Source organism: Shimia sediminis (genome assembly GCF_003990645.1).
GTDB classification, from domain to species: domain Bacteria; phylum Pseudomonadota; class Alphaproteobacteria; order Rhodobacterales; family Rhodobacteraceae; genus Shimia; species Shimia sediminis.
Map to the genome: position 1 here is coordinate 428826 of NZ_RYZK01000002.1, position 26028 is coordinate 454853.

The following is a 26028-nucleotide window of genomic DNA, read 5'->3' on the forward strand; positions in this document are numbered from 1 at the left end:
ATCAGCCGCGCAATTCGCCGCCGGTCGCCTTGCTGACCTTTTCGACGATCTTGGCGGCCACCGCTTCGATATCCGCCTCTTTCAGCGTTGCTTCGGTCGGTTGCAGACGCACGGTGACGGCGATGGATTTCTTGTCTTCGCCCAAGCTGCCACCGATGAATTCGTCAAACACGCGGACGTCTTCGATCAGCGCCTTGTCGGCACCGGCGGCGGCATTCACGAGGTTGATCGCCTCGACACCCTTGTCGACGACAAAGGCAAAGTCACGCTCGACCGCCTGCAGGTCGTTCATGGTGACAGCACCCCGGCTTGCCGATTTCTTGCGCGGCAGGGGGATCTCGGCGGTGTGGATGGCAAAGGCCACAACCGGCCCTTTGACGTCCATCTCGGCCAGCACCTTGGGGTGCAGCTCGCCAAAGGCGCCCAGAACCTTTTTCGGGCCCAGACCCACCTTGGCGCTGCGGCCCGGATGCCACCAGCCGTTGGTGCCGCGGTTATAGGTCAGCTTGGTCGGCGCGCCGAGGGCGTTCATCACCGCTTCCATGTCAGCCTTGGCGTCGTAGAGGTCGACGCCACGGCTCTCGCCATGGATGTCCTTGGCCACGGTGCGGCCCACAAGGATGCCTGTCAGGATGTTTTCCTGCTCACCCGGCTCGCCACCGTGGAACACCGCGCCACATTCGAATAGCGCCATGTCCATGAAACCGCGCGCTTGGTTGCGGGCGGCGGCCTGCAACAGACCGGGCAGCAATGAGGGACGCATGTGGGACATTTCCGAGGAAATCGGGTTCTCCAGCATGGTCGCATCGGAGCCACCGCCAAACAGTTCCGCCGACTTGCGGTCGATAAAGCTGTAGGTGACACATTCGTTGTAGCCCAGCGCCGCCGTGGTCCGCCGCGCGATCTGCTCGCGTTTCTGCATCGGAGACAGGATCACCTCGGGCACACCGGCCTGGGTGCGTTCCATCGGCTTGCCCTGCAATTTGGTGAGCGAGGCGACACGCGCCACCTCTTCCACCAGATCGGCAGAGCCTTGGACGTCGGGACGCCAGCTGGGGACATGCGCCATGTCGCCCTCGACAACAAAGCCCAGCGCAGTCAGGGTTTTTATCTGCTGCTCGGCGGGGATTTCCATGCCCACCAGCGACTGCACGCGGTCGGTGTCGAGCTTATAGGCCCGCGCGGTGTCAGGCACTTCGCCAGCCACAACCACATCCGACGGCTCACCACCGCAGAGGTCCATGATCATCCTGGTGGCCAGTTCGATGGCATCCATGTTGAAGCCCGGATCAATGCCGCGTTCGTTGCGATAGCGGGCGTCTGAATTGATCTTGAGCGCACGGCCGGTATAGGCGATCTGGATGGTGTCCCAGACAGCGGCTTCGAGGAACACATTGGTGGTCTCGTGGGTACAGCCCGTCGCCAGACCGCCCATCACACCGGCAATCGATTCAATCGCGGTGTCGTCAGAAATCACCACCTGACCCTTGGAAAAGGTGTATTCTTTTTCGTCCAGCCCCACGAGGGTCTCGCCGCCCTCGGCGCGGTGCACCCGCAGGTTGCCGTTCACCTTATCCGCATCAAACACGTGCAGCGGGCGATTGCGGTCAAAGGTGAAAAAGTTGGTGATGTCCACCAATGCCGAGATCGGTCGCAGGCCGATGGCGCGCAGACGGTCCTGCAGCCACGCCGGGCTGGGGCCGTTCTTGACGCCCTTGATCAGACGTCCGGCAAACACCTCGCAGCCGTTTTCACGGGTGTCTTCGTCAATCGAAATGGTGATCGGGCTGGGGAAGGTGCCCGCAACCTTTTCCACCGGCGCAGGTTTCATCGTGCCCAGGCCCCGTGCCGCGAGGTCCAGCGCAATGCCACGCACGCCCAGCGCATCGGGGCGGTTCGGGGTAATGGCGATCTCGATCACCGCGTCCACCTTGGCAGGATCGTGTTCAGCCAGCCAATCGACAAACCGGTCACCCACTTCGCCCGAGGGCAATTCGATGATGCCGTCATGCTCGTCCGACAGCTCCATCTCGCGCTCGGAGGCCATCATGCCAAAGCTTTCGATGCCCCGGATCTTACCCACGCCGATGGTGGTGTCGATGCCAGGCACGTAGACGCCCGGCTTGGCGACAACCACGGTGATGCCCTCGCGCGCATTCGGCGCGCCGCAGATGATCTGCAATTCGCCCTCATCGGTGGCCACCTTGCAAACGCGCAGCTTGTCCGCATCGGGGTGCTTTTCGGCATGCAGCACCTTGCCGATGGTAAAGTCCTTCAGTCGCTCGGCAGGGTTCGAGACCTCTTCGACCTCAAGGCCCAGATCGGTCAGGGCATAGAGGATGTCGTCAAGGCTCGCCTCGGTATCAAGGTGATCCTTCAGCCAGGAGAGAGTGAATTTCATACGCTTTTCCGCCAGTCAAACTTGGGTCAGACAGGCGTTTACCGGATATGGCGCAGGGGGGAAAGAGTGCATTGCGAGAACAGCCATTGAATGAGCGTTCCGGTAGCCCTTAGAAGGCCACCATATTTGCATCAGCGCCATCTTTTGTGCAACGTTAACCATTATTAACGAATCGTTAATGCAATTAAAAGGTGTATTTAAAATGAAGATTTTGTTGACTGTTGTTCTTGGGGCCGCGCTAGCGACAACCCTCTCTCCAGCTCTTGCGTCTGCCAAAAGCTTGTCCCTGAACAATCCCGAACTCACCATAGCGCATAGCGGCGGGTGCCGAAAAAGCTCGCCTCCGGGTCAATGCTGTCACGCCGGCTCACAACCCTATCACTGTCATTGAACAGTAAGATGCACCAGGGCGATTGTCTTTGATCGAATGGCGGACTAGCGTCTTCGAATCGAGTTGAAGAGGCCCCCATGTCCACCACTGTATTTCTGGCCGTCATCGGCGCCGCCATCCTGCACGCATCGTGGAACGCACTGGTCAAGGGCGGGGCTGACAAGTACCTCGGGTTGGGGGCCGTGGTTCTGGGACATGTGCCCTTTGCCCTGATCGCGCTGTTGTTCGTGCCCGCGCCTGCGCCGGAGAGTTTCGGGTATCTGGCGGTCGGCATTCTGCTGCATCTTGGCTATCAGCTGTTCCTGCTGCAATCGTATCGCGTCGGAGACCTGACCCAGGTTTACCCGATTGCGCGGGGCTCCGCGCCGCTGATCGTGGCGCTGGTCTCGGTCACGATGCTGGGGGTCGCGCTGGCGCCGATGGAAATCGCCGCCATCCTGATTATCGGCGTCGGCATCCTGAGCCTGTCGCTGACACGGCGGGCGGATGGGCTGCGCAATAGGCCCGCAGCCCTCTTTGCACTGGTGACCGGCATGTTCATCGCCTCCTACTCGCTGGTGGATGGCATCGGCGCACGGCTGGCGGGCAGCCCGGTCGGGTATTACGCCTGGCTTGCTATCGGCAACGCCATTCTGACGCTGGCGTTCCTGCTGTGGGTCCGGCCCATCACCCTGACCAACATGGCACGCCACGGGCGCATGATGTTTTTCGTCGGCGGAGGCGCATCCTTTGTCGCCTATGCCCTTGTCACATGGGCCTTTACCCAGGCGCCGATTGCGCTGGTCACAGCGCTGCGCGAGACCAGCATCGTCTTTGCCCTGCTGATCGGCGTATTTTTCCTCAAGGAAAAGCTGAACCTTGCAAAGGTGATTGCCACCTTCGTCACATTGCTGGGGGCGGCGCTGTTGCGATTGGCGCGCAGCACGTAACCTGCCTGCGTGTAATCTGCCCTAAACTCCGAGACGCTTTGAGAATTCCCCACTCTGACGCATACTGACCCTGCGCAGAACGGGGAGAGAGACATGGCCAAAGCCGACAAAGGTGTGCAATCAGCGTATTTCGTGATTGCCGATATTTCCGGATACACCAAGTTCATGGCGGAAACGCCGATCCAACATGCCAAGGATATTCTGGAATCCCTGTTCGGCGATCTGGTCCCTGCCATCCGGGCGCCGCTGGCCGTTTCCGGCCTGCAGGGGGATGCGGTCTTTGCCTATGCTTTCGAAAGCGAAGTGATGACCAAGCAGTTCATCCTCGATTTTTCGGAGCAGCTCTATTGTGTCTTTGCCCGCGCCAAGGAAAAGATGCTGATCAACTCCAGCTGCCCCTGTGACGCCTGCTCGAACGTTGGCGCGCTCGAGTTGAAGATCGTGGTGCACTATGGCGATTGCATCATTCAGGAAACCGGAGACCGTCAGGAACTGGCCGGGCAGGATGTGATCACCGCCTTTCGCCTGTTGAAAAACGACGTCAAGAAAAACACCGGCCTCAATGCCTATACGCTGATCACATGCGACGCGATCCGGGCCATGGATATGGCCGAGTATTTCGACGAGAAAGAGTTCCACACCGAGGACATAGAACATATCGGCGAGGTCGAGTTCGTCGTGCGTGATATGCGCGCCGCATGGGAGCGGCGGCGTGGATCGGAACGCACCTTTGTCGAGACCGGTGATGACCTGCTGATCGAAGAGTGGATCATCCCGCTGCCGGTATCCCCGGACGTGGCCTTTACCATCTGCACCCGCCCGGATTTGCGCATGGAATGGCTGGCGGCCGATCAGGTCGAGCTGTTTGACACCAACAAGGGCAAGATCGAGCCGGGCGCGCTGTATCATTGCCACCATGGCGACGATGTCTTCCCGTTCGAAATCATCGACTGGTATCCCGGCGAATATGTCACCGGGCGCTATAATATGCCCATGGGCATGTCGATGCTGGAAACGGACGAGATTGTCGAGATGGGCGAAGGGTCATTGGTCAAAATGCGCATCACCGTGCCCAAATCGCCCAAGCTGATGGGCAAGATCATGTCCGGCATGGTCGCAAAGAAAGTGCGCGGCATCATCAACCCGGACAAGGAAAACCGCATCCGCCGCATGACCGACATCGCCCGGAAAATGGCTGGCGAAAGCGCCGAAGCTGCGTAACCTTTTCCCGGACCTGATCCGGCGTGGGGCGCGTTTATCTCAACACGCACCATCCAACACACAGTGAACGACCCGGTCAAACTCGTCTTGTGTGATTTCGTGGAACAAGGGACAGGCGCCCGCTGGCACTCCGAACGGGACAAGCTCATCACGACGCATCGATAACACCCCGGCAACAGGAACACCGAGCGGCGGGAGGCGGGACAGATAGCCCATATCGGACCAGACCATGAGATAGGTTTCATCGGTTTCAAAAGGCTCAACACCCTCAGCCATCAACCTGACGCCCTGAAACTTGAGTTCATGCGTATAGACATAGGCTACCGAGCCTGAAATCTCTTTCTCCCATTGATCCCCCTCAGCAAGGCGTTCTTGCCGCAATGGATGTTCAACGTCATGCATGAATGGCTTTTCGCTCTGCTTGGAAAACGTCCCAAAAACAAGGAACTCGCTGCCGTTCCCCTGCAATGCCTTTCTTCCCAAAAACTGTACTTGCTTGACATAGGGGGAAGCCCCATCCAGCCCGGGAAGCGAGATTTCATCCTCGTGGAACCCACAGGTAAGTGCAGAAGAAGGGCCGGGAAAGGTCATAACCAGCCAAATTGAAAGCAGCCAATACAGTCTATGACACAATAGCATTTCTCAACCTTCGCCATTTTCGACAGTGACCGTGAAAGAGGTGTTCTTTCACCGCATCAACATCGGTCCGCTGTGCAAAGACTGTCAAGTTCGCCTTTTGAGAGCGCTCGGCGTTCACCGCGCCTTTACATGTGCGAGCCAGTTGATCAGCTCGCGCGCGCGGGTGTCCAATGTCAGATCAGACGTGGATGTGCCCAGACGTGCGGCGGCGGCGTCATCCGTGTCTGCCACGGCAAGATCCGCGGTCAAATCCTGACCGTCCCTGAACAGACCCTTTCCGCCGGTCGAAGCGGCAACGTCGGCCATGCTCATCTCGGGGTGATACTGCGTGCCCCAGAAATCGACACCGCCCGCCTCGTAGACCATGGCCTGCACCGGTGAATGCGGGTTGCCCGCGATCAGGGTCGCGCCCTCGGGCAGCTTTTGCACCTCGTCGCGATGGACACAGGGCACCGCCCAGCCATCCACACGCCCTGCCATCATCGCATGGGCCGCGCCAGGGTCTGAACGGGTGATGTTCTTGGCCGGGCCGATCTCGAACCCATTGGGCGAGGCACCTACATCGCCGCCCAGCACCACAGCGGCCAGTTGCAACCCGTTGCACGAGCCCCAGACCGGACGGTTCTGTTGAAACGTGCGCTCCATCTCTGCACGCAGCGGCGCGGCCTCGGGCGCATTGGTCGCCCAGTCGACCCCGGACCCGGTGTAAACCACGCCATCCACACCGTCGTAGATATCATCTGCCAATGGACCGGCGTAGGGGCACGCCACCTTGATCGTCATCGACGGGTCCAATGCCATGAAGGTCCGCAAGAAGAACCCCGAGGCAGATTTGCCCTGCGCCAAAAGGTCAGCCGAGTTGCTTTCGATGATGAGGATTTGGGTCATGCGGGCGCTCCTTCTTTGCTCAGAAGGGTAGCGTGGCCTCCCCAAGAATCCCAGTCACCTGCGACATCGGGTGGTCAGAAGGCGGCGTTGGGGTAGGTCGGACAATCTTGTCCGACCTACGAGGTGACATTTTGAGACAAACGCTTTGACAAGCCCAAAACTTGTTTTCTGGATTTGAGGTAGGTCGGCATGGGTCCGCTTCGTGTCTTGTGAGTAATCACCTCACGCAGCACTGTTGCGCGCACCAAGGCACGTTCAGCTTGCCGTACGTTCTCGCGCGTTCTTTTTTCCGCAAACCTGAAGGCGATCAGCCGCGCAATATCGGCATCAAATTCTCGATGTAGCTCAGCAACACCTAGCGCGCTCAGCTCTTCCCAAAACTGTTTGCGCTTTCGATAGTCTCTGGAAACCCAGAGGGCGTAGTGCAAGACAGGCAGCAGCGCCATGGAAGCCCACAAGTCATATCCCATCGCTGAACGTCCGTCCTACCGCGACAAACCACCATGCAGCGTCGGCTGATCGAGCGACGCAAACCCATAGTGGCGCAACCAGCGCAGGTCTGAATCAAAGAAGGCGCGCAGGTCCGGAATGCCGTATTTCAGCATCGCCAGCCGGTCGATCCCCATGCCAAAGGCAAAGCCTTGGTATTCATTCGGATCGATCCCGCCCGCTTCCAGAACCTTGGGGTGCACCATGCCCGAGCCCAAAACCTCGAGCCAGTCGTCCCCTTCACCCACTTTCACAGTGCCCCCTTCCCAGGAACACTGGATATCGACCTCGGCCGAGGGTTCCGTGAACGGGAAGTGCGAGGCGCGGAAACGGGTTTCCACATGGGTGCCGAAAAAGGCCGAGAAGAACTCTTCCAGCACCCATTTCAGGTTGGCCATCGAGATGTCCTTGCCCAGCGCCAGACCTTCGACCTGGTGGAACATCGGCGTGTGTGTCTGGTCATAATCGGCGCGATAGACGCGGCCCGGACAGATGATGCGGATCGGCGCGCCGGTCTTTTCCATGGTCCGGATCTGCACCGGAGATGTATGGGTCCGCAGCACGTGCGGCGGGCGATTGTCGCCCTCGGCGCGGTGCGTGTAAAACGTGTCCATCTCGGCCCGTGCCGGGTGGTGGCCGGGGATGTTCAGCGCATCAAAGTTGTACCAGTCGGTCTCGATCTGCGGCCCTTCGGCCACGGCAAAGCCCATATCGGCAAAGATCGCGGTGACCTCTTCCATCACCTGGCTGACCGGGTGAATGGTGCCCTGACGACGGGCGCGTCCCGGCAGGGTCACGTCCAGCCATTCGGTTTTCAGACGTTCTTCCAGCGCGGCATCCGCCAGCGACACCTTGCGCGCGGCCAGGGCCGAGTTGATCTCGTTCTTCAGCGCGTTCAGCGCTGGGCCTGCCTCTTGGCGTTCTTCCGGGGTCATCTTGCCCAGCTCGCGCATTTTCAAGGACACTTCGCCCTTTTTGCCCACGGCCTGCACCCGCAGCTCTTCCAGCGCGGCCTCATCGGCAGCAGCGGCAATCGCCTCGATATATTTGTTGCGCAGCTCTTCCATGTCCGGGGCCCTCAAAAACAGTCGTGCCCCTGCTAGCGAGCCGGGCGGATGAATGCAAGCCACTGGCACCCGTCCCACCCAAAACTTGGCCCAAAGGTAACAGGTTGCTCAGGTTAAGCTGGCCTGGCCCTCACCGTCCGCGGCGTGCCCGTCGATCCCCTGCGCCGTGCCCCAGTCATGCATCGCACACAGAACCGGCCGCAGGCTCTCTCCCATCTGCGAAAGCCGGTACTCCACATGCGGCGGCACGGTCTGATGGTCATGGCGCAGAACCAGCCCGCTCTCGGTCATCTGCTTCAGCTGCCGGGACAGGGTCCGATGCGACACATCCCCCAACAACCGCTGCAATTCATTGAACCGACAGGGTTTCTGCAGCAACCAATGCATGATCTGAAACTTCCAGCGCCCCGAGAGCAGATGCAGAACATAGGCAGTGGCACAGAAACTGGGAGGCGTCACAGGGTCTCTCCGATCTTGGGGCGGTATCAAAAATGTCCGTACTGGTGGGCACTGCGTGTCTCTGGTCTCATGACACCAGAAGCGGACAACATCCCGCGACTTTCTGGAACAAGGCATATGGTCTCATGAACACCGCAAAGAAAACAGCCCTGATTACCGGCGCCAATACCGGGCTTGGGTTCGAAATGGCCTCGGCGCTGGCCGCACAGGGCTATCAGGTGATTGTCGCGGGGCGTAACCCCGACAAGGTGGCCGAGGCCATGGCCCGGATCAAGGATCAGACCAACACGGCGTCCCTGGAGGCAGGCATTGTCGACCTGAACCAGCTTGCCTCGGTCCGGGATTTTGCCTCACACATCAAGACCCGCCATGTCACGCTGGACCTGCTGATCAACAATGCCGGGGTCATGGTGCCGCCTGCGGGACAAACCGCCGACGGGTTCGAAACCCAGTTCGGGGTGAACTTTGTGGCGCACTTTGCTCTGACAGGCCACCTGATGCCGCTGCTTGAGGCGGCAGATGCGGCCCGTGTCGTCAGCCTGTCCAGTATCGGACACCGGGGCGCGGCAATTGACTTTGACAACCTGCGCCTGGAAAAACCCTATGACCCCTGGCGCGAATATGGCCAAAGCAAACTCGCCGACCTGATCTTTGCTTTCGAACTGAACCGGCGCCTGCGCGACGCAGGCAGCGCGGTTCAATCGCTTGCCGCGCATCCCGGCGTCAGCCAGACAGAACTGACGCGCAACCTCGGCGCGGTGCCGGATCACATCTCTTTCATGAGCGCGGCTGACGGCGCAGCACCCGCACTCGTCGCCGCCACATCCGCCGCTGTCCAGGGGGGAGATTTCTGGGGTCCTGATGGCCCGGAAGAACGATCAGGTAGGCCAGGTCTGGCAGAGGCAGACCCCGCCGCATTGGACCCCGAAACCGCAAAACGCCTGTGGCAATGGGCCGAAGACGCCACGGGCTTGCACTATCCCACCGGTGCAGAACGGGCGATGTGAACGCCCCGGTTCACGCTTCAGTCGGCGCAACGGATGATCCATTGCGCCTTCGCCATGCCATGGCATCCGCCAAAAGCTGCGTCACCCCCGGATCCTCGATCCGCATCTCCTCAAAATGCGCGGCGAGGTTGGCGACATAGTCAAAACTGCTGCCCAGCCACCCCTCGCCCGTCGCACAGAACCGCACCTGATCGTCATGGCTCAGGTCCGGCGCGATCAGTTCAGCCGCGTGATTGGCCATAAAGGCCAGCGCCTCGACCTCGCCGTGATCCGTCTCGGCCCGGATAAAACGCGGGATATAGGCATCCCCCACCCGCTCGCGCCGCCACAGGATGCGTGTCTCTTCGGCCTGCTCATGCCCGCGGATGCGGAACACCAGCCCGTGGCACCCTTCTCCCTCTTCCAACGCGGCCATGACACCGGGCACCTCGCGCGTCCCCCGCCCGCCATAGATGTCGCGCAGGATGAACTTGCGCGCGACCTCGGGCGCAAAGGCCCGCCGCACCTCGGCAAAGCGAAAGGCCGGGTTCCAGATCAGACTGCCATAGGCAAACACCCAGATGTCCCGCGCCTCGCGCCCGACCAAGGCCTGCACCCGGTCCGCCTCGCGGTCCTCGTCGCTCAGCTTCCAGGTCTCCGGCGCCCCGTTGGCCTGCACCACCTCTGCAATCGACGCCGGATCAAACCTCCGCAACTCAGAGTCTTCCGGTGGCGTGATAAACTCCCGCAGGCGCGGGTGATGTCGGAATGGATCAGTCATGCGAGGCCCTGTACGGTTTGGTCAAACCTGTCACAGCACCACCCAGAGGACAAACCTTTCCTACACCCCCAGCCTTACCCAAGGCCCGCCCCCACCCCTTCATCTTGCCAGAAATACTCCCGCCGGAGGCATACCGCCGGGGCCCTGCGCCCCGGCAAACCCTGCGCGCCGCAAGGCGCACAATTGAATTGCGCTCCCGGTCCCCCCGGCGCAACATGCCCTGACCACAGGCAAGGACCCCCATGACCGCCACCGATCCCGCCCGTCCCTGGCTCGTGCTGACCGGCCTCGCGCTTGGGGTCACCGTGACCAACGGCTTTGCGCGCTTTGCCTATGGTCTCCTGCTGCCCGCGATGAAGTCCGAAATGGGCTGGACCTATGCGCAATCGGGCTGGCTCAACACCGCCAACGCCATCGGATACATCATCGGGGCCGTGGCCACGATGCTGCTGATCCGACCCATCGGCCCGCGTCGCCTGTTTCTCTTTGGCCTTGTGACCACCACGCTGGCCCTCTTGGCCACCGGCCTCTACCCCGCGCTCTGGTGGCAGACCCTTTGGCGCGTGCTCGCCGGCGTCTTCGGCGCCATGTCCTTTGCCACGTCTGGGGCGCTGACCGCGCAGCTGTTCCGCGACGATCCGCGCCGCAACGCGCTCGCCATCGCCATCCTGTTCGGCTCTGGCGGAGGCCTCGGGATCGTGCTCTCGGGCGCGGCCCTGCCGCTGATGCTGGGGCATTGGGGTTATGAGAGCTGGCCATGGGGCTGGGTGGTGATCGGCATCGCCAGCCTCAGCTTCACGCCGCTCGGCCTCTGGGCCGCCCTGCAGCTTACCGACCCCAAACAACCCGAGACCGGGCACGCTCCCCTGCCCCTCCTGCGCATGCTGCCGGAACTGGCAGGCTACGCGGGCTTCGGCCTTGGCTATATCGTCTACATGACGTTCCTCTCGGCCTGGATGACCGAGCAATCGGCCACCGCGGGCTTCATCGCCCTCACGTGGGTCACCCTGGGCACCTGTATCTGTATCTCGCCAATCCTGTGGCGCCCGATCCTCGCCCGCTTTGCCTCGGGCCTGCCGCTCGCCATGATCCTCACCGGCATCGCCATCGGCTCGGCCCTGCCCGTGATCCTGCCCGGAGGCCCGATCCTGCTGATCTCGGCCGTGATCTTTGGCCTCTCGGTTTTCATGGCCCCCGGCGCCGTCACCAATTTCTCGCGCCAGAACCTGCCCCCCCAAAGCTGGGGCGCTGCCATCAGCTTTTTCACCGTCGTCTTCGCCATCGCCCAAACCATTGGCCCCTACGCCGCAGGCTGGGTCGGAGACCTCACCGGCAACATCGGCGTCAGCCTGCTGGTGGCGTCAGGGGTGTTACTGACAGGAGCGGTGGTGGCGTTGTTGCAGCGGCCTCTCGAACGCTAGTTTTGGAAACACTGCAGAGCGACGAATGACCCATTATGTGTCCAAAGTGACGGGTGCGGCACGTCTCACGAAGGTCTGCTATTTGATCTTAGAAAAAAGCATTGAGGTGTAAAATATGTCTGACAACTGGATTTTAATCGTACCCAAAAGGCCGAAACATATCCCGTCGCCAGACAGCGCGAAGGCTGCACTCGATCTGTTGGAAAGGTCGATGCCGGATGCTGACGAAATCGATATTGTTCAGAGTGAGCATGTCCAGTTTTTTGACTGCGGTGCGAATCTTGAAACCATCACATGCCCACGTTGCAGCGCCAATATCGACTTTTGTTGGTGGGGCGAGACCATGTCTGCGGACTATGACGAAATGCTAGGTTTCCAGCTAAATGAATACCGATTGCCTTGCTGTTCGACGTCAGCTTCACTTAATGAGTTAATCTATGCGTTTCATCAAGCTTTCGGGCGTTTTGCGTTGAGTGCTATGAATCCGAACATAGGGAAAATGTCGGATGATGCGGTAAGCAAAATCGAAGCAGTTTTGGATTGTAACGTATCAGTTGTCTATCAACACATTTAAACTCAGCGCTCTTAGACGACATTAGCGGACCTAAGGTCAAAGCCTATTTGATCTGCGTACCAGCCATCGCGCAACAGCACCCCCCAAACGAAAAACCCCGCCAGCTTGCACTGACGGGGTCTCTCAATCCTGTTGGACGTCGGCTTAGGCTGCCAGCGCGTCCTGCGCTTGTTTCACGATGGCACCAAAGGCTTCGGGCTCGTGAATGGCCAGGTCGGCCAGAACCTTGCGGTCCACTTCGATGCCGGCCAGGGTCAGGCCGTTGATGAAGCGCGAGTATGTCAGCGCCTCGTCGTGCGAACGCACAGCCGCGTTGATACGCTGGATCCACAGGGCGCGGAAATTGCGCTTGCGGTTCTTGCGGTCACGGGTTGCGTATTGGTTTGCCTTGTCGACAGCCTGACGCGCGACCTTAAAGGTATTCTTGCGACGGCCGTAATAGCCTTTTGCGGCCTTGACGACTTTCTTGTGACGGGCGTGGGTGACGACACCACCTTTTACTCGGGACATATCTGTTCTCCTCTAGCGGTCTATTAGCGGTCGTAGGGCATGAAGCCCTTGACGATCTTCGCGTCGGGGGCAGACAGGGTGGTGGTACCGCGTGCATCACGAATGAATTTGCGGGTGCGTTTGATCATGCCGTGGCGTTTGCCGGCCTGACCAGCCATGACTTTGCCAGTGGCAGTCACTTTAAAGCGCTTCTTGGCGCTCGACTTTGTCTTCATCTTGGGCATTTCCGTCTCCTATCGTAGTCGGTACTTCACGCGACTCGGCATGCCTCTCAGGCCGGTCGCGCACACAGACGGGCGATATACGGGCGATTCCCCTGTAGGGCAAGGGGTTAATTGATGATATCTGCGATCACTTCGACCACGACATTGGGCACATCCATCGGCGCGTAGCCGCCAGGCTTTTGCGTATAGGCAAAGGCCATGGTCGCAACCGACAGAATGAACGCCGCCATCGAGGCCCGTGGCGGGCGCTGATCGGCATAGGCCGAGAGCATGGCAGGGATCGAAAACAACCCCACCACCAGACCGATGGTCAACAAGTAATCCGAAAGCATTCAGGTTCCGCCCACATCAATGGGGGCAGATTACTCGTTTTCCATGTTGAGAATCAAACGTTCATCGCAGGGGGCCACGCGCAGGATGTTCGTGGTGCCCGGCACGTTGAACGGCAGACCGGCGGTGACAACGATCTGATCGTCGGGTCCGGCAAAGCCTGCGCCCGTCGCCGCCCGCGCCGCCGAGACCACGGCGATCTTGAAACGGTGCACGTCATCGGCAATGGCGCAATAGGTGCCCCAGCTCAGCGCCAGGCGCCGCGCCGTGCCCCGGAGCGAGGTCAGTGCGATGATCGGCACACGCGGACGTTCCCGTGCGGTCAGCAATGCCGTGGTGCCGGATTCGGTAAAGCAGCAGATCGCCTTGATCGGCGTGGTTTCGGCGACCTCGCGCGCAGCCGCCACGATGGCGTCAGCGACACTGTGGCGCGGCGCGCTGCGCGACGCCTCGATCACCTGGCGATAGGTCGGGTCCTGTTCCACCTCGACCGCCACGTCGTTCATGGTGGTCACGGCCTCGATCGGATAGTGCCCCGCAGCCGATTCCGCCGACAACATCACCGCATCGGCCCCCTCATAGATGGCGCCCGAGACGTCGCTGACCTCGGCCCGTGTCGGCATCGGGCTGTCAATCATGCTTTCCAGCATCTGCGTCGCCACGATCACCGGCTTGGCGGCAAAACGGGACTTGCGCACCAGACGTTTCTGGATCGGCGGCACGCTGGCCACCGGCAGTTCCACGCCCAGATCGCCGCGCGCCACCATGATCCCGTCCGAGGCCGCGAGAATGGCATCAAAATGCGTCACTGCCGAGGGTTTCTCGATCTTCGACAGGATCGCCGCGCGCCCCTGCGCCAGATTGCGCGCCTCTTTCACGTCCTCTGGCCGTTGCACAAAGCTCAGCGCCAGCCAATCGACCCCCAGACCACAGACAAACTCCAGATCATCGCGATCCTTTTCCGACAGCGCCGCAAGCGGCAGCACCACGTCGGGGACATTCACGCCCTTGCGGTTCGAGATCGTACCGCCCGCAATCACCGTGCAATCGGCAAAGTCCTCTCCACAGGCGGTCACTTTCAGGCGGATCTTGCCGTCATTGACCAGCAGCGTCGCGCCGGTTTCCAGCGCCTCGAAGATCTCCGGGTGCGGCAGGCACACGCGGGTCGCATCGCCCGCCGTCTTGTCCAAGTCCAACCGAAAGCCCGCGCCCTCGACCAGCTCTTCTTCGCCATTGGCAAAGACACCCACCCGCAGCTTGGGACCCTGCAGATCGGCCAGAATGGCAATCGGGCTGTTCATGTCCTTTTCGACCTGCCGGATGATACGGTGTTTCTCGCGAATCTCGTCATGGGTTCCGTGGCTCATGTTCAGCCGGAACACGTCTGCGCCTGCTTCGTGCAGGGCGCGGATCATCTCATAGGTTTCGCTTGCCGGACCCAGAGTGGCCACGATTTTCACATTTCTTAGTCGTCTCATCCATCCATCATCCATCTACGCGCCAAATTGTTAACGCTAACATGTCTTTTGGCGCTTATCGCGCAATTCCATTCCGGAAGCAACTGTCCTAAGTCTCTTGTCGAAGGACTTAACAGGCATATGACATACCAACCATTCCACATCTACGGGGCCGAACGCAAATCACGCTGGCTGATCACCGTGGACCACGCATCGAACCATGTTCCGGACGAGATCAACGGCGGTGATCTGGGGCTGGACCCTGCTGACATGCAGCGCCACATTGCTTACGATATCGGTGCCCTTGGCTGCTCTTTGCGCCTGGGCGAGCTGCTTGATGCGCCGGTGATTGCATCGAACTTTTCACGTCTGGTGATTGATCCCAACCGGGGCGAGGATGACCCCACGCTGGTGATGCACCTCTATGATGGCACCATCATTCCCGCCAACCGCCACATCGACGAGGCCGAGATCGAGCGTCGCAAGACCGCCTATTACCGGCCCTACCATGAGGCGCTGGAAAACCTTGCCGCATCGCGGGACGGCGTGATCCTGATCGCCATGCACAGCTTTTCGCCCAAGCTCAACGGCCGCTCCCCGCGCCCGTGGGAGATCGGCGTGCTGCACGCCCCGCAAGAGGACCGCTTTGGCATCGCGCTGATCGACCGGCTCGAGCAAGAGGGCGACCTGACCGTGGGCGACAACGAACCCTACGCCGGTCACCTGCCGGGTGACTCAGTAGACCAGCATGCCTTTCACGATGGCCGGTTGAACGCCCTGATCGAGCTGCGCCATGACGAGATCGACACAGAGGCCAGGCAACACGCCTGGGCCGAACGTCTGGCGCCGATCTTCCAAGAGGTGCTGGAGACCACAGGGCTTTAGGGGGCGCAAAACCGGAAGCCGCCCTCCTTTGCAGCGTTGGCCTTCGCGGCGCACCCACTTGCGCCTGTCCTTGCCGCGCGGCACGCGAGACCCCATATTTGTCGGGCAAGAGGCCCCCCTGACGGGCGAAAGGACAGACCCATGACCTATGACACCCTGACCGCGGTTTTTGGCTGGATGACCCTGCTCAACTTTGTCTTTCTGGGGCTCGCGGCCCTCGCGCTCCTGGCCATGCGCGACTGGGCGACCTCACTGCACGCCCGCATGTTCGCAATAAGCGAAGATGCCGTGCGCGCGGCCTATTTCACCTTCCTGTCGCGCTATAAGGTGCTGGCCATTGTCTTTTCCCTGGTGCCCTACCTCGCGCTGCGCCTTGCCGCCTAGTATCGACACCCTTAGAACCCCGCCCAACAGCTGACAGCCCAAGAGGACCCCATGGACATCGACCCGCAAACCCAGATCGAACTGGAAGCCGCCGCCTTTCGCACCCTGCGCGAACACCTGATGGAAAAACGCACCGATGTGCAGAACATCGACATGATGAACCTCACGGGTTTTTGCCGCAACTGCCTGTCGCGCTGGTACCAGGAGGCCGCCAACGAGCGCGGCATCGAGATGGACAAGAACACGGCGCGCGAAATCTATTACGGCATGACCATGGACGAATGGAAAGCCAACTATCAGACCGACGCCAGCGCCGAAAAACAGGCGGCCTTCAAAGTCGCCTTTGCCGAGAACGTCGGCGAAAACAAGGCCTGACCCCTCGTAGGTCGGACAAATTTGTCCGACCTACCCCCCGCAATACGGTCAGTTTCGTTGGACCGGTCGCGCGACGTGATCTAAGCTGGCCCCTGCCGTCTCGTGTTATTTGAGACATCCCGTTTTCAGGAGCCATCCAGGTGTCATTTAAAAGAGTTCTGATTTCCATTGTTGCCGTGCTGGCATTCCTCTTCGTGCTTGGCTGGATGGTGCTCAGCTCGGCCCTGTTCTCAGGCCTGCGCGCGTCGCTTGCCGAAGGCGTCCTGACAAAACAGCTGGGCCGCGACGTGCAAATCGCCGGAGACCTGCGGATCAGCCCCGGCAGCACCATCACCGTCACTGCCGAAGGCCTCATCCTGCCCAGCACTTCGCTGCCCGACACCAACCTTGCCTCGCTGGGGTTGCTGGCCTTTGATCTGTCCTTCCGCGACCTGATCGCGGGAAAGATCACGCTGAGCAATCTCGAGACCGCCGGGGCCACCCTGTCGCTTGTCGTGGACAAATCCGGCGCCAATTCCTGGAGCACCGCTGGCGACAAACCGGCCAAGACCCCCTCGGACAGCCCCAAACAGGCGCTGGATCCATGGGCGCTGTTTGCCGATCACAAGGTCGCGTTTGCGGATACCAAGGTGCGGTATCTGAATGCGCTAAACGGTCTGGACCTGGACCTGACCCTCGCGACCCTCTCGGTCGTGCGTGACGCCGCCGATGCGCCGCTGATCCTTGACGGCACAGGGGATTTGAACGGCGAGGCCCTGACCCTGTCTGCCAGGATCCCACGGGACACACCGCTCACCGCCGAAATCGCCCTGGATCAGATCACCCTGACCGCCTCGGGCACACCCGTCGCCGCCGAGGCCCCCGACACACGCACCATCGCGCTCTCTGCCGATATCCGCAAACTGTCGCAGTTCCTCGATATCGTGAAACTGCAGAAACCCATCGACGGCACCGGCAAGGTCTCGGCCCTGTTCACCAGCGGCAGTGGTCCCAGCCGCATCGACAAGCTGAACGTTGTGGTGGATCTCGACACCGGGCAAAGCGTCGTGGTGACCGGCAACATTGGCGAGCTGGGCAACCCCGAAGACGTCTCGCTCACCACCCGCATCCGATTGTACCCCGAGGACGCCGAACCACCCAAGACCGCCACCCGCCGCGACCTGAAGCTGGTCGCCGTGGATATGGTGATCGACAGCGTTCCCGGCCAGATCGCCCAGCGCAGCATGAAGATCGTGACCAACGGATTTGTCATCGACACCGCGGGCGAAGGCCCGCCGCCGATCAAGGTCGGGCAGCTGTCGCGCAGCGACGACGGCAAACTGCGTCTGGGCAGCGTCAACCTGCGTATCGGCCAGCCGGAAAACCCATTCCTTATCCTGGACGGTTCCGTGGGCGACGCGCTCAAACTCGCCGAGATTGATGCCACCGGCACCCTTGACCTGCCCGTCGGCGCGCTGTTGTCCACCCAGCGGTTCCAGGATTCAGATGTCCTCGGGCATCTGGTGGGCGAGCTTCACCTCAAGGGCAATGTCCAGCAACTCACCCTGACCGATGTCACCGCCTCGGCCCAGGGCACGGACCTGTGGTCGCTGGACGTGGGCGGCACGGTGCGCAACGTCCTTGCCTTTCAGAACATCGACCTGACCGCCTCGGTCAAGGTGCCCTCCAGCAAGGCGCTGCTCGAAGCGCTGCACCTCAATCCCGTGGCCACAGGCGCCACCGCAATCGAGTTCCACGTTGAAAGCGAAGAAGACGATTTCTACGGCACCGCCAACATCAATCTGGGTGAGTCCGACCTGCGGCTGACCCTTGATGTCGACGACGCCCAGGAAGAGCCGGTGGTCCATGGCACGCTCACAAGCGACCTGATCCAGGTTGACCACCTGAAACAGGTCATCGGCGCGGCCATCGAGCTGCGCAAACTCAATCGCCCCCTGCCCGACACCCCGGACACCGACGCCCCCGAAGGCCCGTTTCGCGATACCACACTGTTGCCGCTGGGACAGGCTCTGTTGACGACGGGCATGGATATGGACCTCCAAATTGACCTCAGGCAGCTTCAGGGCGCTGAGGTCGGCAGTTCACTGCAAACCCAACTGACGTTGGACAAGGACCAGCTCTCGGCCGGGCCTGTCTCTTTTGAATACGGGGGCGGCACCTTTGACGTCGAAGGTCAGATCGACCTGTCTCAGGAACAGCATATTCTTGAAATCAAAGGGTCCGCCGGCGGCTGGGGCCTCTTGGATATTCTGGAACTGGTGCACTTCAAAAAGGCCGCCAGCGGCACGCTCTATTCCAACTTTGATGTTTCCGGCCCCGTCACCTCTGTGCGCGACTTTGTTGCGGCGATGAATGGCAGCGCCACGGTCTCGATGCGTGACGGGCATATCCAGTCGCAGCTCCTGGATCTTGCCGGGCTGGGCATCCTGCCGTGGCTGTTCTCGGACAAGGAAGAGCTTGCCACGATCTCCTGTCTGCGCATGCCCATGTCGATCTCGAATGGTCGGATCACCACCAAGCAGACCGCCGTGGAAACCAACCAGGTGCAAATTGTCGTCTATGGCGACGTGGACCTTGGCAAGCGCACCATCGACATCCATGGCCAACCCCGGAAAATCGGCGAGCCGCTGAAACGCAGCCCCTGGCCGTTTACGCTGTCGGGGTCTCTGAAAGACCCCAAGGTCAAGGTCAAGGACGGCCCCAAGCGGCTCAAACGCAAGGATGGCGCCGACACCATGCCCGCCAAACGCAAGGCCTGCGTGCCGGACATCCTGCAGCTGCAATGAAGCCCGCAGGCTGACCACAGACCGCAGCCACTGGTTCGGGCCAACGGGGTTGGTCGCCGGGCACCGACGCCTGAACGCCTCTTGCGCACATCTGTTGTGCAATGACGCCCCTTGGGTCCACGCCGCAGGTGACTTAGCTTGCACTCAAACAGGACGGCCGCAAAAGGAAGACGGATATGGCGCAGCCTCTCCCCACGTACTTTATCAGCCACGGTGGCGGGCCGTGGCCATGGTTGCCGGACAGGCGCGCCATGTTCGCCCCTCTCGAGGCCTCGCTTGCCGCGATGCCCTCAGAGCTGGCGGAACGCCCCAGGGCGATCCTGATGATCTCGGGCCACTGGGAAGCCGACAGTTACCGCGTCATGGCCGCGCCCAATCCGCCAATGGTCTATGACTATTACAACTTTCCGCCCCACACCTACGAGGTCACCTATCCCGCCCCCGGTGCGCCCGATCTGGCCCGACGCGCCGCCGAGCTGATCCGCGCCGCCGGCCTGCCCTCAGAGCTGGACACCACCCAGGGCTTTGACCACGGCACCTTTGCCCCGCTGGCGATTATGTACCCCGACGCCGATATGCCGGTCTTTCAGGTGTCACTGCGGCACGGCTATGATCCGGCGGAACACATGGCGCTTGGCCGCGCACTGGCCCCCCTGCGCGAAGAAGGTGTGCTGATCGTCGGCTCTGGCCTCAGCTACCACAACCTGCGCCTGATGGGCCCCGAGGCCCGCGAGCCCTCCGAGGCATTTGACGGCTGGCTCAATCACGCACTGACCCAACCGCCCGAGACCCGCACCGATCTGATCCTGAACTGGGAACAGGCCCCCCACGCCCGCACCTGCCACGCCGAGGAAGACCACTTTGCCCCCCTCTTTGTCGCCCTCGGCGCGGCGGAACAGGCGGAGACCACGCAGGTCTACCACCAGAAAGAGGTGTTCGGCGGCATGACGGCCTCGGGCTTTCGGTTTGACGGCTAGAGGCGTGCTCCCGCCCGGTTGTCTGTGTATCTGAAGATACCCAGCAACAGGTTGGGCGTGGCCGCGCGCAGGGCGCGCGGCGGGTGCGCCCGGCCGCCAGGCACATTCATACACCCTCTGAACAGTAAATGACCCCAGAGGTTCTCCGGGGTCATGACAGGCAGTATCCTAACAAATGCTTGCGCTCGGCGCGTTAACACCCGGCCCTTACAGACCCGACACCGACGCAATACCGACATGATACCGACGTGTTACAGACCACGGTTTCCCATGAAAACAAGGGCGTTAACCTTCGAATCGGTCAGATCGCTGCTTTCATGCTTTCGTCGAGGTAAATTTCCCGCAGCCGCTTGGCGATCGGACCGGGAGTGCCATCGCCCAGCGCAACCCCGTCAATCTCGACGACAGGCATGACAAAGGCGCTGGCCGAGGTGGTAAAGGCCTCATCCGCTTCCTTGGCTTCCTCGATGGTGAACAGCCGTTCCTCGATCTCCATTTGCGCCTCTTCGGCCATGCGCAGAACCGCCTTGCGGGTGATACCGTGCAGGATGTCGTTCGACAGCGGACGGGTCACGATCTTGCCGTTCTTGACGTAATAGGCGTTGTTCGACGTGCCCTCGGTCACATAGCCGTCTTCGATCAGCCAGGCGTCATCGGCGCCGGCTTTCTTGGCCATCATCTTGCCCATCGAGGGGTACAAAAGCTGCACGGTCTTGATGTCACGACGATGCCAGCGGATGTCCGGGATCGAGATAACTTTGGCGCCCTTTTGCGAGGCCGGGCTGTTGGCCAGACCGGGTTTGTTCTGCGTAAACAACACGATAGTCGGCTTGGTGGTTTCGGGATCAGGGAACACAAAATCCCGGTCGCCATCCGACCCACGGGTCACCTGCAGATAGATCAGACCTTCGTCGATCTCGTTCAACTCCACCAGCTTGCGGTGGATCTCCAGCAGCTCATCCTTGTCGCAAGGCTCCGACATCTCCAGCTCATCCAACGACCGCTTGAGGCGCACGGCGTGACCTTCAAAGTCGATCAGCTTGCCACCCAGAACCGAGGTCACCTCGTAAACGGCATCCGCCATCAGGAAACCACGGTCAAAGATCGAAACCGTCGCCTCGGTCTCGGGCAGGTATTGGCCATTCACATATACGGTACGGGTCATGTCGGTCTCCTTAGCCCCAGAGTGCCGCCACAGGCGGATGCACACCGGAATCGTCAAAAATCAAAGGTTGGTCGCGGTCTTCGGCCAACAGAAGCGGCCCGTCAAGGTCTGTTACCATCGCACCCTGCGCCACAAGGGTCGCCGGGGCCATTGCCAGCGACGAGCCAACCATGCAGCCAACCATCACCTTGTACCCCTCAGCCAAGGCCGCCTCGCGCAATGCCAGCGCCTCGGTCAACCCGCCGGTCTTGTCGAGCTTGATATTGACCACGTCATACTTGCCCTTGAGATCGGCTAAGCTGTTGCGATCATGGCAACTTTCGTCTGCGCAGACAGGCACCGGGCGCTCCATCCCGATCAATGCGTCATCCTCACCGGCGGGCAAAGGCTGTTCCACCAACGCCACGCCCAGACGCACCAGATGCGGTGCCAGATCGGCATAGACCTCGGCGCTCCAGCCTTCGTTGGCATCCACGATAATGGTCGATTTTGGCGCGCCTGCGCGCACCGCCTCGAGACGTGGCATGTCATCCGGCGTGCCCAGCTTGATCTTTAACAACGGGCGAAACGCGTGCTTTGCCGCCTGCGCCTGCATCGCCTCGGGCGTATCCAGCGACAGGGTATAGGCGGTGATCTCAGGACCCGGCTTTGGCAACCCAGCCAGCTCCCAGGCCCGCTTGCCGGCCTTCTTGGCCTCCAGGTCCCACAGAGCGCAATCCAGCGCGTTGCGTGCCGCCCCCGCGGGCAGCGTGTACAGCCCCTGCCGGGTCACTGGCCCGTGCACGCCTTGGATCAAATCCGTCACGTTTTCAAGGGTTTCGCCGTAGCGCGCATAGGGCACACACTCGCCCCACCCGGTCACGCCATCCTCGGTCACGCGTACCGTCAGCACCTTGGCCTCGGTTCGACTGCCCCGCGAGATGGTGAAGACCTGCGCCAGTTTGAACACATCAGGAGTAACAGAGATTTCCAAGGCGCAGCCCTCTTCTTTTGGCCAAAAATATCCCGGGGGGTTCGGGGGGCAGCGCCCCCCGGCCGCAAGGCTTTTTACAACGCCGCCAGCGCATCCACCAGCTTGCCCGCGCCAAAGCGGAACGGGTCAGTGGCGGGCAGGTTCATCTCGGCTTCCACCTCGGCCAGATAGGCCTTGGCCTCGGCCTCACCCATGTGCTGGGTGTTGACCGAAATGCCGATCACCTGACACGCCGGGTTGGCCACACGCGCCAGTGGCAGTGCCATGTCGCGCAGTTCCGCCAGCGAAGGCTGCTGATACTCGGGCAGACCGCGCATGTGCTCGCGGGTCGGCTCATGCGCCAGGATCAGCGCGTCGGGCTGACCGCCATGGATCAGCGCCATGGTCACACCGGAATAGGACACGTGGAACAGGCTGCCCTGACCCTCGATGTGATCCCAGTGGTCGTCGTCATTGTCCGGGGTCAGCCATTCAACCGCACCCGCCATAAAGTCGGCCACAACCGCGTCCAAAGGCACACCATCGCCGGTCACCAGAATACCGGTCTGGCCGGTCGCGCGGAAAGTCGACTTCATGCCGCGGTCACGCATCTCGGCGTCCATGCACAGGGCCGTGTACATCTTGCCAACCGAACAGTCGGTGCCAACGGCCAACACACGTTTGCCGCTGCGTTTCTTGCCGTTGGCGATGGGATAATCGACCTCGGGCACACGCACGTCATGCAGCGTGCGGCCGCAGGCTTCGGCAACCGCGACCAGATCGGGTTCGTCACGCAGCAGGTTGTGCAGGCCCGAAGCAAGGTCATAGCCCTCTTCCAGCGCCATCACGAGTACCTTTTTCCACTCGGGGCTGATCACCCCGCCGCGGTTGGCCACGCCGATCACCAGCGTCTTGGCGCCAGCTTCGCGCCCCTCAACCAACGACATGTCGGTCAGGCCGAGGTCAGCGCCACAGCCTTCCATGCGGAATTGCCCGACGGCGTTTTCGGGACGCCAGTCCTTGATTCCGATTGCCACTTTCGCGGCCAGTTGGTCAGGCGCATCGCCCAGAAACAGCAGATACGGAGTTTCGATCATCGACATGGCGCGGTTCCCCTGGAAAATGAAATATCTGCAGTATTTTTCATGTGTTCTTTCGCAAGTGCATACGAAATCACGCCTCCGTTACACATGAGTTGCAAGAATTTCCCCACGAAATGATATTTACTCGAAGAACCTCCCATTAGGTCACCCTAAGTTACCCGATTCCTCCTCAGCCACACGAGATTCGGCCTGAATCACACCAGATTGCGGTGCGCCCAGCACCGGCAAGGCCTGATGCGAGCCTGTTTCCTCGGGCGCGGCCTCTTGCGCGCGGCGCATCAACGCCACCACGCAAACCATGAAACACAGGGCTGCCAGCACCATGAGGAACCCACGTCCGTCAGCAATACTGACCGTATTTGGACCAATCAGGATTCCAATGAATTGCCCCACGTTCAGAATGAACAACATGGTGCCGCTGGCGGGCACGATTTGCGCGGGTTTCAGGTGGTCATTGGCATGCGCCGTACAAACCGCATACATCGGCAGGCTGGCCCCGGCGAGAACCGCAAACCCGACCACCAGCGTGGTGTTCGAGGGCACGGCCAGCATCCACAGGCAGGTCGCCCCACCGATCAACCCCAGCCCCAACAGCACCAGCCTCCGGTCAAAGTGATCACTCAGCCAGCCCACGGGATATTGCACCAGCGCCCCGACGATCATGGCGATGACCAGCACACCCGAGGCCTGGGCCGCCGACATGCCGATCTGCAACGCAAAGAGCGGCAGGGTGATAAACCACGCGGCCACGGCGATGGCGCTGATCGCATTGCCGACGACCGCCGTGGGCGAGACCTTGAACAGTTTGACCACGGGCATGCGGTCGGGCACCTCGTAGTCGGGCGCCTTGTTGCCAGACAGCAACAGGGGCACAATCGACAGCGAAATCAGGATCGAAACCAGACCAAACAGCAAATCCCCGCTTGGGTCTGGCACCGCCACCAGTGCTGTACCCAGTGCAGGTCCCGCCATCCAGATCATGAAATAGATCGACAGGATCTGCGCCCGGTTGCGGTTCTCGGCCTTGGCGTTCAGCCAGCTTTCGGTGATGACATACATGCCGGGATAACAGACCCCGGCCAGAAACCGCATCCCCGACCAGGTGTAAGGGTCCGCAGTCAACAGATGCAGGATCGCCGCGATGGACACCAGCGAGGCCAGCGCCGAAAAGGCGCGGATGTGCCCGACCTTTTCCACCATGCGCGGGGCGGTGGCGGTGCCAACCAGCGCCCCCGCCGGGTATGCGGCCTGCATCAGCGAGATGGTGAGGTCCGTAAACCCCAGCCCTGCACCGCGAATCGTCAGCAATGTGGCCAGCAGACCATTGGCCACCATCAGCAGCATCATGCCCAGAAACAGGGCCCAGTTGTCTATAAATGCACGTTTCATGCCCTCTCAATCGCAGAGTCGCAACACCTCGGCGCGCTCGTTTGCGGCAACAAAAACGCCGCCGCATCGCAGCGTACCCATGCTGCGACCGCAGAAACCTCTTGCGCGCGTCCGCGCAATTTAATAACGCTTCACGCAACAACCACGAAATTTCCTTACCGAAAGGCCCAACAGACATGAGCTTCCGCGTTCAGCCCGCCGCCCCTGCCCGCCCCAATCGTTGCCAATTGTTTGGCCCCGGCTCGCGCACCGAATTGTTCGAGAAAATGGCCAAGTCGGCTGCCGACGTCATCAACCTCGACCTCGAAGACAGCGTGGCTCCCGGCGACAAGGACGTCGCCCGCAAGAACATCATCCAGGCCACCCACGACATCGACTGGGGCAACAAATACCTGTCGGTCCGCATCAATGGTCTCGACACCGAACATTGGTACAAAGACGTGGTTGAACTGCTCGAAGGTGCCTCGGACCGTCTCGACCAGATCATGATCCCGATGGTGGGCTGCGCCGAAGACATCTATGCCGTCGAAGCATTGGTCGCCGCCGTGGAAAAGGCCAAAGGCCGCAAAAAACCTGTGTCGTTCGAGGTCATCATCGAGACTGCGGCAGGCATCGCCCACGTCGAAGAAATCGCCGCCTCCAGCCCCCGTATGCAGGCCATCAGCCTTGGCTATGCCGACTTTGCAGCCTCGATGGGCATGCAGACCACCGGCATCGGCGGCACGCAGGAAAACTATTACATGCTGCGCGACGGCGAAAAGCACTACACCAACCCCTGGCACTGGGCGCAAACCGCCATCGTCGCCGCCTGCCGCACCCACGGCGTGCTGCCGGTTGACGGCCCCTTCGGCGATTTCTCGGACGACGAAGCCTTCGTCGCCCAGGCCCGCCGCTCGGCAACGCTGGGTATGGTTGGCAAATGGGCGATCCACCCCAAGCAGGTGAAACTCGCTAACGAAGTCTTCACCCCCTCGGCAGAAGCCGTGGCTGAGGCCCGCGAAATCCTCGCCGAGATGGAAAAAGCCAACGCCGCAGGCATGGGCGCCGTGACCTACAAAGGCAAACTGATCGACCAGGCCTCGATGAAACAGGCCGAAGTCATCGTCGCTCAGGCCGAACTGGCCGCTGGCGAATAAGCCGGACCGGGATACAATAGTCGGAGGGCGGGGCCATTGGCCTCGCCCTTTTGTTTTGGAATGGGTGGGGTGGGTCTGAGCAGGGATGCGGTCAGTGACGTTGCAATAA

General features: G+C 61.0%; 26 protein-coding genes. 11 read left to right on the forward strand and 15 right to left on the reverse strand.

Annotated features, from left to right (window positions below):
- Position 1 precedes the first annotated feature (1 nt).
- The gene (pheT, locus tag EK369_RS06595) at positions 2-2401 is read right to left on the reverse strand and encodes a phenylalanine--tRNA ligase subunit beta (protein ID WP_127112904.1); all 2400 of its coding nucleotides are present in this window, start codon (positions 2399-2401) and stop codon (positions 2-4) included.
- 468 nt (positions 2402-2869) lie between these two features.
- On the opposite strand from pheT, the gene EK369_RS06605 reads away from it, so the two are divergent.
- Both EK369_RS06605 and EK369_RS06610 read left to right on the forward strand, forming a co-directional pair.
- Complete coding sequence (locus tag EK369_RS06605; RefSeq protein ID WP_127112906.1) at positions 2870-3721, forward strand: EamA family transporter; 852 nt, start codon at positions 2870-2872, stop codon at positions 3719-3721.
- Positions 3722-3814: 93 nt separating this feature from the next.
- Positions 3815-4942: a DUF2652 domain-containing protein gene (locus EK369_RS06610; protein ID WP_127112907.1), complete on the forward strand. Its 1128-nt coding sequence runs from the start codon at positions 3815-3817 to the stop codon at positions 4940-4942.
- Between the two features lie 39 nt (positions 4943-4981).
- Here the strand turns inward: EK369_RS06610 and EK369_RS06615 are convergent, their stop codons facing one another.
- The 5 genes from EK369_RS06615 to EK369_RS06635 form a co-directional block, all read right to left on the reverse strand.
- Positions 4982-5533 (reverse strand): hypothetical protein, encoded by a 552-nt coding sequence (locus EK369_RS06615; protein WP_127112908.1) that lies wholly within the window; start codon positions 5531-5533, stop codon positions 4982-4984.
- 162 nt (positions 5534-5695) lie between these two features.
- Positions 5696-6469, reverse strand: coding sequence for a type 1 glutamine amidotransferase (locus tag EK369_RS06620; protein WP_127112909.1), 774 nt, complete (start codon positions 6467-6469; stop codon positions 5696-5698).
- Positions 6470-6585: 116 nt separating this feature from the next.
- Positions 6586-6939: a hypothetical protein gene (locus EK369_RS06625; protein WP_127112910.1), complete on the reverse strand. Its 354-nt coding sequence runs from the start codon at positions 6937-6939 to the stop codon at positions 6586-6588.
- Positions 6940-6954: 15 nt separating this feature from the next.
- Complete coding sequence (pheS, locus tag EK369_RS06630; protein ID WP_127112911.1) at positions 6955-8025, reverse strand: phenylalanine--tRNA ligase subunit alpha; 1071 nt, start codon at positions 8023-8025, stop codon at positions 6955-6957.
- Positions 8026-8133: 108 nt separating this feature from the next.
- Positions 8134-8484 (reverse strand): winged helix-turn-helix transcriptional regulator, encoded by a 351-nt coding sequence (locus EK369_RS06635; protein WP_235871353.1) that lies wholly within the window; start codon positions 8482-8484, stop codon positions 8134-8136.
- Positions 8485-8609: 125 nt separating this feature from the next.
- Between EK369_RS06635 and EK369_RS06640 the strand changes: the two genes are divergently transcribed.
- Entirely contained in the window at positions 8610-9491 is an 882-nt protein-coding gene (locus EK369_RS06640; protein WP_127112913.1) for an oxidoreductase, read from the forward strand.
- Positions 9492-9501: 10 nt separating this feature from the next.
- On the opposite strand, the gene EK369_RS06645 is transcribed toward EK369_RS06640, so the two are convergent.
- Positions 9502-10251, reverse strand: coding sequence for a gamma-glutamylcyclotransferase (locus EK369_RS06645; protein WP_127112914.1), 750 nt, complete (start codon positions 10249-10251; stop codon positions 9502-9504).
- 242 nt (positions 10252-10493) lie between these two features.
- On the opposite strand from EK369_RS06645, the gene EK369_RS06650 reads away from it, so the two are divergent.
- Positions 10494-11672, forward strand: a complete 1179-nt coding sequence (locus EK369_RS06650; RefSeq protein WP_127112915.1) for a YbfB/YjiJ family MFS transporter — start codon at positions 10494-10496, stop codon at positions 11670-11672.
- A 115-nt stretch (positions 11673-11787) separates the two neighbouring features.
- Positions 11788-12246 carry a hypothetical protein gene (locus EK369_RS06655; RefSeq protein ID WP_127112916.1) on the forward strand — a complete coding sequence of 153 codons (459 nt, stop codon included), beginning with the start codon at positions 11788-11790 and terminating at the stop codon, positions 12244-12246.
- A gap of 144 nt (positions 12247-12390) precedes the next feature.
- Here the strand turns inward: EK369_RS06655 and rplT are convergent, their stop codons facing one another.
- The 4 genes from rplT to pyk form a co-directional block, all read right to left on the reverse strand.
- Positions 12391-12756: a 50S ribosomal protein L20 gene (gene rplT, locus EK369_RS06660; RefSeq protein ID WP_127112917.1), complete on the reverse strand. Its 366-nt coding sequence runs from the start codon at positions 12754-12756 to the stop codon at positions 12391-12393.
- Positions 12757-12779: 23 nt separating this feature from the next.
- Positions 12780-12980: a 50S ribosomal protein L35 gene (gene rpmI / locus EK369_RS06665; protein ID WP_027263382.1), complete on the reverse strand. Its 201-nt coding sequence runs from the start codon at positions 12978-12980 to the stop codon at positions 12780-12782.
- A 107-nt stretch (positions 12981-13087) separates the two neighbouring features.
- Positions 13088-13312: a hypothetical protein gene (locus EK369_RS06670; RefSeq protein WP_127112918.1), complete on the reverse strand. Its 225-nt coding sequence runs from the start codon at positions 13310-13312 to the stop codon at positions 13088-13090.
- Positions 13313-13342: 30 nt separating this feature from the next.
- Positions 13343-14788: a pyruvate kinase gene (gene pyk, locus EK369_RS06675; protein WP_127112919.1), complete on the reverse strand. Its 1446-nt coding sequence runs from the start codon at positions 14786-14788 to the stop codon at positions 13343-13345.
- 120 nt (positions 14789-14908) lie between these two features.
- Between pyk and EK369_RS06680 the strand changes: the two genes are divergently transcribed.
- The 5 genes from EK369_RS06680 to EK369_RS06700 all read left to right on the forward strand — a co-directional run bounded on the left by EK369_RS06680 (position 14909) and on the right by EK369_RS06700 (position 20174).
- Positions 14909-15652 (forward strand): N-formylglutamate amidohydrolase, encoded by a 744-nt coding sequence (locus EK369_RS06680; RefSeq protein WP_127112920.1) that lies wholly within the window; start codon positions 14909-14911, stop codon positions 15650-15652.
- Between the two features lie 141 nt (positions 15653-15793).
- On the forward strand, positions 15794-16036 hold the full coding sequence (locus tag EK369_RS06685; RefSeq protein ID WP_127112921.1) for a DUF6868 family protein: 243 nt from the start codon (positions 15794-15796) through the stop codon (positions 16034-16036).
- Positions 16037-16093: 57 nt separating this feature from the next.
- Positions 16094-16411, forward strand: coding sequence for a DUF1244 domain-containing protein (locus EK369_RS06690; RefSeq protein ID WP_127113279.1), 318 nt, complete (start codon positions 16094-16096; stop codon positions 16409-16411).
- Between the two features lie 140 nt (positions 16412-16551).
- A complete protein-coding gene (locus EK369_RS06695; protein ID WP_127112922.1) occupies positions 16552-19197 on the forward strand; it encodes an AsmA family protein in 2646 nt (881 codons plus the stop codon).
- A 176-nt stretch (positions 19198-19373) separates the two neighbouring features.
- Positions 19374-20174, forward strand: coding sequence for a DODA-type extradiol aromatic ring-opening family dioxygenase (locus EK369_RS06700; protein ID WP_127112923.1), 801 nt, complete (start codon positions 19374-19376; stop codon positions 20172-20174).
- A 301-nt stretch (positions 20175-20475) separates the two neighbouring features.
- Here EK369_RS06700 and EK369_RS06705 read toward each other — a convergent pair whose 3' ends face one another.
- The 4 genes from EK369_RS06705 to EK369_RS06720 form a co-directional block, all read right to left on the reverse strand.
- Positions 20476-21339, reverse strand: a complete 864-nt coding sequence (locus tag EK369_RS06705) for a D-amino-acid transaminase (RefSeq protein WP_127112924.1) — start codon at positions 21337-21339, stop codon at positions 20476-20478.
- 10 nt (positions 21340-21349) lie between these two features.
- Complete coding sequence (gene dgcA / locus EK369_RS06710; RefSeq protein ID WP_127112925.1) at positions 21350-22312, reverse strand: N-acetyl-D-Glu racemase DgcA; 963 nt, start codon at positions 22310-22312, stop codon at positions 21350-21352.
- A 74-nt stretch (positions 22313-22386) separates the two neighbouring features.
- A complete protein-coding gene (dgcN, locus tag EK369_RS06715; protein WP_127113281.1) occupies positions 22387-23388 on the reverse strand; it encodes an N-acetyltransferase DgcN in 1002 nt (333 codons plus the stop codon).
- 150 nt (positions 23389-23538) lie between these two features.
- The gene (locus tag EK369_RS06720) at positions 23539-24783 is read right to left on the reverse strand and encodes an MFS transporter (protein ID WP_127112926.1); all 1245 of its coding nucleotides are present in this window, start codon (positions 24781-24783) and stop codon (positions 23539-23541) included.
- Positions 24784-24959: 176 nt separating this feature from the next.
- Between EK369_RS06720 and EK369_RS06725 the strand changes: the two genes are divergently transcribed.
- Positions 24960-25919, forward strand: coding sequence for an L-malyl-CoA/beta-methylmalyl-CoA lyase (locus tag EK369_RS06725; RefSeq protein WP_127112927.1), 960 nt, complete (start codon positions 24960-24962; stop codon positions 25917-25919).
- The last annotated feature ends 109 nt before the right edge of the window (positions 25920-26028 follow it).